7 protein-coding genes are annotated in these 9,899 nt (G+C 67.4%); 4 read left to right on the top strand and 3 right to left on the bottom strand.

Annotated features, from left to right (window positions below):
* The first annotated feature begins 116 nt into the window (after positions 1–116).
* Together NP3_RS37235 and NP3_RS37230 are read left to right on the top strand one after the other, a co-directional pair.
* Positions 117–4,424 (top strand): alpha-(1->3)-arabinofuranosyltransferase domain-containing protein, encoded by a 4,308-nt coding sequence (locus NP3_RS37235; protein ID WP_084509516.1) that lies wholly within the window; start codon positions 117–119, stop codon positions 4,422–4,424.
* An 18-nt stretch (positions 4,425–4,442) separates the two neighbouring features.
* Positions 4,443–4,943, top strand: coding sequence for a DinB family protein (locus NP3_RS37230; RefSeq protein WP_084509515.1), 501 nt, complete (start codon positions 4,443–4,445; stop codon positions 4,941–4,943).
* Between the two features lie 88 nt (positions 4,944–5,031).
* Here NP3_RS37230 and NP3_RS37225 read toward each other — a convergent pair whose 3' ends face one another.
* Positions 5,032–6,237, bottom strand: coding sequence for an acyltransferase family protein (locus NP3_RS37225; RefSeq protein ID WP_063046412.1), 1,206 nt, complete (start codon positions 6,235–6,237; stop codon positions 5,032–5,034).
* Positions 6,238–6,439: 202 nt separating this feature from the next.
* On the opposite strand from NP3_RS37225, the gene pgfA reads away from it, so the two are divergent.
* Positions 6,440–7,537, top strand: coding sequence for a cell envelope lipid trafficking protein PgfA (gene pgfA, locus NP3_RS37220; protein ID WP_063046411.1), 1,098 nt, complete (start codon positions 6,440–6,442; stop codon positions 7,535–7,537).
* A gap of 69 nt (positions 7,538–7,606) precedes the next feature.
* On the opposite strand, the gene NP3_RS37215 is transcribed toward pgfA, so the two are convergent.
* Positions 7,607–7,972 carry a VOC family protein gene (locus tag NP3_RS37215; RefSeq protein ID WP_063046410.1) on the bottom strand — a complete coding sequence of 122 codons (366 nt, stop codon included), beginning with the start codon at positions 7,970–7,972 and terminating at the stop codon, positions 7,607–7,609.
* 72 nt (positions 7,973–8,044) lie between these two features.
* Positions 8,045–9,289 (bottom strand): polysaccharide biosynthesis protein, encoded by a 1,245-nt coding sequence (locus NP3_RS37210; RefSeq protein WP_245721264.1) that lies wholly within the window; start codon positions 9,287–9,289, stop codon positions 8,045–8,047.
* A gap of 174 nt (positions 9,290–9,463) precedes the next feature.
* Here NP3_RS37210 and NP3_RS37205 point away from each other — a divergent pair.
* On the top strand, positions 9,464–9,899 hold a 436-nt coding region (locus NP3_RS37205; RefSeq protein ID WP_174566303.1), incomplete at its 3' end, for an alpha/beta fold hydrolase.

Raw genomic sequence — 9,899 nt, 5'->3', positions numbered from 1 at the left:
TGAGCGCCGCAGATTCGGCACAGCCTGCTGCTTCGCCTACCGACTCGTTCGGTTCCTGCGGCGCGGCGCGGCGACACGACAGCGCCCCGCTGGGCCGAGGCTGGTTCGTCGGGACCGTGGTCGCGGCGTTCCTGCTCACCTTTCTCCAGGCGCCCGGCCTGACGGTCGCCGACACCAAATACGACCTGGCGCAGAATCCGCTGGGTTTCCTCGAACGTGCCGCGCACCTGTGGAGCAGTCAGGCCCCGATGGGGCAGGTGCAGAACCAGGCCTACGGATATTTCTTCCCCCACGGCGCGTTCTTCTCGGCCGGACATGTACTCGGTCTGCCCGCCTGGGTGACGCAGCGGATCTGGTGGGCGTTGCTGCTGCTCGCCGGGTTCTGGGGCATCGTGCGGCTCTGCGAAGCGCTCGGCATCGGCGCACGCGGATCGCGGATCGTGGCGGCGGCCGCATTCGCACTGTCACCGCGGGTGCTGACCACGCTCGGTTCGATCTCCTCGGAGACACTGCCGATGGTGCTCGCGCCGTGGGTGCTGCTCGCGCCCGCCGCGCTGGGCACCGCCTACCGGAACCGGCGCGGCGGTGCGTCCTCGCCCGCAGGTAGTGCGCTGGCCTTGGCGTTGATGGGTGCGGTCAATGCGGTGGCGACGGTCGCCGCATTTCTGCCCGCGCTGCTGTGGTGGGCGTCGTATCGACCGAACCGGAAGTGGTGGCGGTTCACCCGGGCCTGGATTCCGCTGCTGGTGCTGGCCACATTCTGGTGGGCGGTGCCGTTGCTGTTGCTCGGCAAGGTGAGTCCGCCGTTCCTGGACTACATCGAATCGTCAGGGGTGACCACGCAGTGGGCCTCGCTCGGTGAAGTGCTGCGCGGCACCGACAGTTGGACGCCGTTCGTCTCGCCGGAGCGGATCGCGGGCGCGGTGCTGGTGACCCAGCCCGCCGCGGTGCTGGCCACCGGACTGCTCGCGGCGGCGGGTATGGCCGGATTGGCGATGCGGTCCATGCCGTATCGCGGGCGGCTCGCGCTGATTCTGCTGGTCGGGCTGGTCGGGATCTGTGCCGGATTTGTCGGTGAGTTGAGCGGGCCGTTCGCGGATTCGGTGCGGGTATTCCTGGATGCCGGGGGCGCGCCGCTGCGCAATGTGCACAAGCTGGAACCGCTGATCCGAATTCCGTTGGTGCTCGGTCTCGCTCATCTGTTGAGCAAGGTGCCGTTGCCCGCGTCCGTCCCGATGCCGGTGTGGCGCAGCGCCTTCGCACATCCCGAACGCGATAGGTCGGTCGCCGTCGCCGCCTTGATCCTCACCGCGCTCGCGCTGTCCACCTCATTGGCCTGGACCGCGAAGCTCGCGCCGCGCGGCGCCTACGACGAAGTGCCCGAGTACTGGAAGCAGACGGCGCGGTGGTTGTCCCACAATGCCTCCGATACCCGAGCGCTGGTTGTGCCCGGCGCACCCTTCGGCAGTCAGGTGTGGGGCCTCACCCGCGACGAACCGCTGCAGGCGCTCGCGAGTTCGCCGTGGGCTATCCGGGATGCGGTGCCGCTGAATCCGCCGGGCACCATCCGGGCCATGGATTCGGTGCAGCGGTTGATCGCCGACGGTAGGCCGTCGACGGGTCTCGCCGCGACGCTGGTCGAGCAGGGCATCGGAATTCTGGTGTTGCGCAACGATCTCGATCCGGAGACGTCGCGTTCGACCCGGCCGATGCTGGCGCATCAGGCGATCGACGGGTCGCCGGGGATACGCAAGGTGGCCGAATTCGGCAACCCGATCGCGACTGTCAGACCCGATGGTCTGGTCGCCGATGGTGATCTGCGCCCCGCGTATCGGGCGGTCGAGATCTATCGCGTCGAGGCAGCGCCGGTGGGCACGCCGATCGAGATCAAGAGCGGCACAGGCGCGCCGACATCATTCCCCGGTGCCTACACGGTGCCCATGACCTCGGTCGGGACGGTTCAGGGCGGGCCGGAAGTGCTCGAACGGTTGCGTCGCGATCCCGGAACCGCGCCGACACTTCTCGCATCCGATGCGGCGGCGGCCGGATTGCCGATCGGGCCGTTGACTGTGACGGATACGCCGATGGACCGCGAGGCCGACTTCGGTCGGGTCGACAATCACAATTCGGCGCTGCGCGCTCCCGACGATGCGCGCCGCACGCACAACCTTGTGCCCGACTATGCCGTTCCCGGTGCGGAATTGGTGCGCGGGGAATGGTCGGGTGCGACGGTCACCGCATCGAGTTCCGCCGCCGACGCCACGCAGTTGGGCGGCTCCGCGCCGGGCAGTTCGACGGCCGCGGTTGTCGACGGTGATCCGTCGACCGCGTGGATCAGCAATGGCGCCGAACACGCGCTGGGACAATGGCTTCGGCTCGATCTCGACCATCCGATCAGCTCCGGACTACTCGAGCTGACCACCAGCGCGGCGGCGATCGGCGATCCGGTGAAGTGGGTCGAGGTGCGGACCGCCAACGGGAGTGTGTCCGCGCGGATTCCCGAACCTGGCATGCCGGTGTCGATTTCGCTGCCAGCGGGCAAGACCGACTGGCTCACCATCACCGCCATCCGCACCGAGGACGGTACGCGCGGTGGGCAATTCGGAATCAGCGAGCTGACTCTGGACGACTACACCGACCGAAGTGCGCCGGTGCGGGTCGATATTCGGCATCGGACCGTGCTGCCGCCCACCCCGGCGGGCGCGCAGGTGCGGGCCTGGGATCTCGGTCAGGAATTTCCCGGGCGCAGTGCGTGCTTCGATGCGCCGGACCGGGTGCGGTGCAGCAAGGGACTCGCCCTGGCACCGGAGGAACCCGGCGCCTTCGAACGCACCTTGTCGGTACCAGAACCAGTCAGTGTGACGCCGCAGTTGACCGTGCGGACTCGACAGGGTCCAGCACTCGAGGCATTGCTCACCGACCACACGCGTCCCGTCGCCCGCGGTAAGGCAGACGTCGGCGACCTTCGTGGTTCCGCCTTCGCGGCCACCGATGGGGATCCGCGCACGAGTTGGACCGCGCCGGAGGATTCCGTACGGAATCTGGCGGGCGGCAAACCGACACTCACACTGGAATTGCCCGAACCCGCGCTGGTGACAGGGTTGGACGTGACACCGTCACTCGGCGAACTGCCCGCCGCACCGCTTTCGATAGTCGTGAATCTCGGCAACGGCCCACAGGTTCGCGAGATCGAACCGGGCGAATCGACCCGAGTCTCATTGCAGCCCACCGTGACCGACCGCATCGAACTGAGCATCCAGACCTGGCGGCCGGTACTCGACCGCACCGCCCTCGGGTTCGCCCAGACGCAGCCGCCCGGTCTCGCCGAGGTATCGGTACTCGGCCCCGACTACCCCGCGCCCGCCCCGGGGGATCGGCTGATCACCGTCCCGTGTGCGCAGGGGCCGACGATTGCATTCGGTGGACGATTCGTGCATACATCCGTCACCGCGACCGCTGATGAATTGCGCTCTGGTGCACCGGTTCCCGCTCGTGTTTGCGCGGATTCGGAACTTCCGCCCGAGTTGGCGAACACCGGGAATGCCCGTCCCGCACCCGGAAATGGCCCGAATACAGCTCGCACACCGGATGCGGCCGACACCGGTCTCGAATCCACCGACTCGATCGCGTTGGCCGCGGGGCGAGCGGACGTGACGGTCGCACCGACGGATCTTTTCTTCGTCGACCGACTTCGCCTGAACCGCACCGATTTCGCCGTTGCGCCCACTGCGACATCGGGACAGCTCCTCGTCCTGCCGCTCAGTACCAATGCCGGTTGGCAGGCGCGCACCGCCGACGGCAAAGAACTCGAGCCGGTCGTGGTCAACGGCTGGCAGCAAGGCTGGCTGCTCCCGGACAACTACTCGAGTCCCGTCACCGTCTCATTCCCCATCGACCGCTGGTACCGCCTCAGCATCTTCGGCGGCCTGCTGCTGCTCATCCCGCTGATCCTGATCGCCATCCCCCGCAAGCGCCGGACCCCGGCAACCGTTGGCCCGGAGCCGAATGCACCCGCGGGCACAGACGCCACTCGGAATCCGCCTGGCAAGCGCAGCCGTGCCGACTCCAACGTGCACGCAGCCGATCACACCGCCGACGGCGCGTCACCCCCGACCACCTGGGGCAATCGCATTCTCGGCGCGCTCGGAATCGCCGCTGCCGCAACAGTCATCGCCGGGCCGGTCGGCACCGCGCTGACCGTTGTCGCGCTCGCCGCCACTCGGTTCTCCGCACGGGTGACGCCGAAAGTCCTCACCGCCGTCGCGGGCCTGGGCACCGCCACCGCGGCGGCAGCCCTGTCCACCGGACCATGGCGCGCCGCAGGCGGGTACATGGGCGGCTCGCTGTGGGTGCAAGTACCCGCACTGCTCGCCGTGATCGCCGTCGGCATCGCCGCTCTGCCCGCCCGGCGTGCACATCGTTGAGGGAATAGCCTCGAACAGGTGACGGACTGCGCCGAGTGCGGATTCGAGTACGCCCCTGCCTTGGTTCCCGAGGTGTCGGCGCTGACCAGGGGCCACGCAGCGGAATATGCGGCACTGCTCGCCGGTGACGGTCGGGTACTTCGGCAGCGCACCGCGCCGGATGTGTGGTCGCCGTTGGAGTATGCCTGCCATGTGCGGGATGTCCTGCTCGCACAACGGGAACGGGTGTTGCTCGCGCGCCGGGTCGATACTCCCGCGCTCGAGCCGATGGGTCGCGATGAACGCGTCGAGCACGACGGGTACAACGAGCAGCACCCGGCCGATGTCGCCCGCCAACTCGACGATGCGGCCCTGCTCTTTGCCAACGTCCTCGATCGGCTGACACGCGCCGACTGGGACCGGACCATCATCTACAACTTCCCGCAGCGCCAGGAACGTCCACTGCGTTGGCTCGCTCTGCACACGCTGCACGAGCTCCGGCACCATCTGCTCGACATCCGTCGCCAGCTCGACAGCTGATCACAACCGCCGATCCAGCGACGCCGAGTCCTGCGGCAACCAGCTCACAGTCACCGGGCGTGAGCAATTCACTCAGGCCCGAATCCGGTCAGCCAGCCGTCTGGTCGCGCGCTTCCGCCGCGGTCGCAGCCGAGCGCGCGGCCTTCGCACGATCGCGATCACGCGCGAACCGGCGCGCCGGTTCCTCGATGAGGGCATAGCTGGCCGCGGCGATCGGGAGGGTGATCGCGATCGTCAGGATGAGCACCTTGCCGAAGTTGCCGCCGAACGGCAGGATTCCGAAAATCGGGAAGACCACCGAGAGCACCGCGAGATGCCAGAGGAAGATGCCGTAGGACCAGCGCCCGATCATCGCGGCGACCCCGGATTCCAAACAGCGATGCGGACGCGCGCCGGGCGGGCGCAGCACCAGCGGAGCGAGCAGCGCGAAACCGATGATCGCGCCGAAACCCATCTTCGCCGCGTACTGCCAGGGCTCGGCCCGCGTCAGCCCGGCGGGACCGCCCAGGTCGGTGGCGGAGATCAGGAACGCGACCAGCGCGATGCTCCACATCATCGGCTGATTGGCGAGCAGCCGAAGCCGCGGTGATAGCTGATCCCTATTGTCGACCAGTTCGGCGAGCAACATGCCGCCCGCGAACCACGGCAGATATCCGGGCAGCCAATTATCGGCGTGAATGGCGTCGGGAGTCGGCACCGGAATGAAGTTCCAGCCCAGGCTCACCACCGCGAGCGCGAGAATCACGGGGATGCGCCAGCGCGCGGCATCGCCACGCAACCGCACCGCCGCGAATGCCAGCAGCGGCAGCGCGACATAGAAGGCCACTTCGACGGACAGACTCCACATCTGGGTGAGTCCATCGGTGAGCGTGAGCGGCACGAATACCTGCGTCAACGCCAGATTCGAAGCCCATACCCGCAGGCCTGCGGTATCGGCCGCACTCGGCACCAGGATCAGCACCGCGGCGACGACCACCCAATACGCGGGCAGAATGCGCGCCGCCCGATGCCGCAAATAATGGCCGACCGACGGCGCGGTGCCCAGTCCGCGCGCGACTGCCGCATGCGGACGCCACAGCAGGAATCCGGACAGCGCGAAGAACACCGCGACCGCCATATCGAACCGTTCCCAAATCCGCCCGAGCACAGGCGTATTCGCGGCGCCGGTCTGGAATGCGACGTGCGTCAGCAGCACACCGAGTGCGGCCATGCCGCGCATACCTTCCAAGGCAGGCACGAAACCGCGGGTACGCGCGGGTGCGTCGGTGGTCGGCGCGGAAAGAGTGGCGGTCATCGGACTCCAGTCTGCAGGATGTCCTACCAGCTGGTAACCCCACGTTTCAGATTTCGCGTTAGACTCGGGCGATTTCTGGGTCGAATCCGGCCTCGGCACCGCATGGTACGACATCGGGCTGTTAGTGTCGGGGCTCACGAGTGCCGCGGCGTGCCCGCAGTACTCGCCGACAGACCTGTGTTCTACGACGAGGAGAGTTTGCATGGCACTGAGTGCCGGAACCAGAAGGACGGTGGCCTGCCTGCTCGTGGGTCTGGGTGCGTTGCTGATCGTCGCCGCGGTGATGATCCCGACCTACACCGTCAGCAAACTGGCGAAAACTCCACTCGATCTCGAGATCACCACGATCGCGACGAACCAGCCGGGCGAGGACAGCCTGGTCCTGGACGCCAAGTCGCTCACCGCACCGGAGGGCGCGGCCAAGATCGACACGAATGTGCCGCTGATCTCGCAGCGGTTCCTCACCGTCGAAGAGCCCTCCGATGCCACCCAGATGACCGTCCAGGCCGGTCAGACCCTGCGGCGCATCGATAAGCAGGGCGACACCGGCCTGCTCACCGCGACCGTCGACCGGGTCACCATCGACCGCAAGACCGGCGCGCCGGTGGCCAAGGACCCCAACGGCTCCATCGCCGTCACGGTGAACAAGGACATGCAGAGCATCGCCGACCCGGTCCAGCACACCGGTCTGCAGTACCGCTTCCCGATCGGCACCGAGAAGAAGACCTACCCGTACTTCGATGTCAATGCGCGTAAGTCCTACGACGCCAAGTTCATCGAAGAGTCCGAGATCAACGACATGAAGGTCTACCACTTCCAGATGTCGGTCCCGGCCACCAACTTGTGGGACGTGATCCAGTCGCCGTCCAACAAGCTGAGCCTGCCCGCCTCGAAGTGGGGCCTCGAGGGCGATGACCCGGTCACCATGACCCGCTTCTACACCGACACCCGCGACCTGTGGGTCGAGCCGCAGACCGGCACCGTGATCAAGGGTGGCGAGCAGATCCACCTGTACTACGCGCGCAGCGGCGACCACCCGGACGTCACCGCGCTGAAGTCGCACCTCGTCTTCGACGAGAACACCATCGAATCGCAGATCTCGGTGGCCAAGGAGAACATCGACAAGCTGTCGCTGTACGGCCGGATCATGCCGATCGTGCTCGGTGTGCTCGGCGTCGCCGCCGTGGTCGGCGGTGTGTTCCTCGGGATCCGCGGCGGGGACGGTGCGGGTCGGCGTGGGCCGGGTCGCGGCAGGGATGATGCTCCGACCGAGCAGATCAGGATCCAGAAGAATCTCTGATCGTCAGTCCGACCACTCGGCTCCCCGGCGTTATGCCGGGGAGCCGAGTTCGTTTTCGCGTAGGTCGATTCAGGGCGCGGACGGACCCAGCGGATAGGCAACGGGATGCGACGGCTGATACAGCAGCAGCACTCCCGCGCCGGGAATCTTCATATCGATACAGCGCCCGAAACCCCGCTCGGCGATCTCACCCACGAATTCCGCCCCACGCCCGCCCAATTCCGCCATCGTCTGCTCGAGGTCATCGCACATCAACGAAATCTCGTGACGCGGCGGCCCATCCGCCGGATGCACCCCGAGCTCACTCGGCCCCGCCCCGAATATGAGCCACCCGTCGTGGGCGTCGACATTCGGCCAGCCGAGAACGTCACGGAAGAAGGCGCGGGCCGCGTCCGGATCCTCCGCGTAAACCAACGTGTGCACAGCGGTGATCATGCTGGTGATGCTAGGCGAGTCGACGGCTCTACGACGCGCGTATGGTCGGCCCGGCGCTCGGCTAGCGCGTGATCAGCTGGATGCGTCCGGCGGTCCGGCGGTCCCGGAGCGGTCGGCAGTACGCAACACGATCACCGCCACGAGCGTTGTGGTAGCGGCCGCGACACAGACCGCGGTGGTGATCAGCGTCGGTACCGAGCGGGCGAAGCAGGCCATGAGGACCACCTCGACCAGCAGGCCGAGCCAGGTCACCGCGGCGAGGGCGGTGCGGTCCACCGCGATCGCCGAAAGCAGTGCACCCTGCAGCACCGCCAGTACGGCTCCCTGTAGGGCGAACAACCACAGCAAGCCTTGGATCGGCGCGTAATCCTGACCCGCGAACAATGGCGCGAGCGGTGCCGCCAGGGCAGCGCCCGATACCGCCACGATTCCGATGCCCGACAGCACCGCCAGTGCATCCCGGATCGCACGCGCCGAATGCGTCGGCTGCGCCATCCGCGGATACAGCACGACTCCCACGGCCTGCGGCAGCCAGAACGCGATTTTCGCCGCGATCGCCCCCAGCGCGTACCGGCTCGCATCCGCCTCGGCCAAAACTATTCGCGCAACGATCAAATCCGCCGACGACAATGCCATCAACGCCGCCTGCACCTGCGCCGCCCGCAACACCGGCAGTACTCCGGCGGAACGCACAACTTGAGCTGTGAATCCGGGCATCGGTCCTTCGGCGGCAGCGCCTTCGGAGATAACGTCCGGCGACCGTTCCGTCGCGGGGGCGACAGCGGGGCGAGTGCGTACCGGGGGCGAGCCTGCGGTGGAGCGGGCGAACGCGGCGGCGACGACGATTCCCGCGGCGGCGGCACACAGCGCGGGAGCTGTGCCGCCACCCGCCGCGAGGACCACCAACGCCGGGACCACACGCGCTACCCCGGCCGCGCCCAGGACTACGGCCAGGGCTCGGAAACGTCTGCTGCCCTGCAGGATTCCCTGTTCACCGGATAGCAGGACCAAGGCGGGGGCCGCGCCGAGGGCGGCTGCACCGGCGAGTACGCCGACATTCAGTACGGCCGTCACAACCGGTACCAGCACCGCGGCGGCTACAGCGACGATCACCGCACACCGCCACTGCAACCCGCGCAGTGCGGCCACGCTCGACCCGCGCACCAGTTCCCTGGCAACCACGTTCTGGAGTGCAAGGGCGGGTACCGCGCACAAGAGCTGCACCGCGAGCAGACTGGCGAATTCGCTGTATCCGGTGACCCCCAACCACCGGCTGGCCAGCATCTGCAGCAGATATCCCGCCACATTGGCCGTCATCGCCCCCGCCGTTACCAACGTCAGATCCGCCACAACGGGGAGACGACGGACGGCGGGCACGCGGCAATCGTCCCACCCCACCACCCCGCGCCCCGCACGCGCCCACCATCTGAATCGCCGTGACCTGAATCACTATTTAGATTACACGACATGTATGTCGTGTAATCTAAATCCATGACCGAACCGACTCTCGTCCTTGTTCCCTGCTTCTCCGGCGCCCCGTGGGATATCGAGCAACTCACGCCACTGGCCGCCCATTCCATGCGCACAATGCGGCTCCCCGAAGCCGTCGCCGACATGGAGACCTATGCCGATGCCGTGGCCGAAGTGGTCGCGGATCTGCGGGAGTTCGTACTGATCGGCGATTCCTTCGGCGCGAATGTCGCGCTCGCGCTGGCCGTCCGCCGACCGCGCGGCCTGAAAGGCCTGGTGCTGTCGGGCGGATTCGCCGCCGATCCGATCTCTTCGCCCGTTCTGAAAACCGCGATGCGGGCCATGGGGCGGATGCGCGGCAGTCTCTACCGTCAGGTGGCCCTGCGCGCTCACGCCCACAATCTGGCCTCGCCGCATGATCACGAGGGGCAGGTCCCGTGGAGCAAGGCCGACAGCC

Origin of the sequence: Nocardia pseudovaccinii NBRC 100343 (assembly GCF_001613225.1) — a bacterium.
Lineage (GTDB): Bacteria > Actinomycetota > Actinomycetes > Mycobacteriales > Mycobacteriaceae > Nocardia > Nocardia pseudovaccinii.
This window is presented reverse-complemented; position numbering and strand designations above follow the sequence as displayed.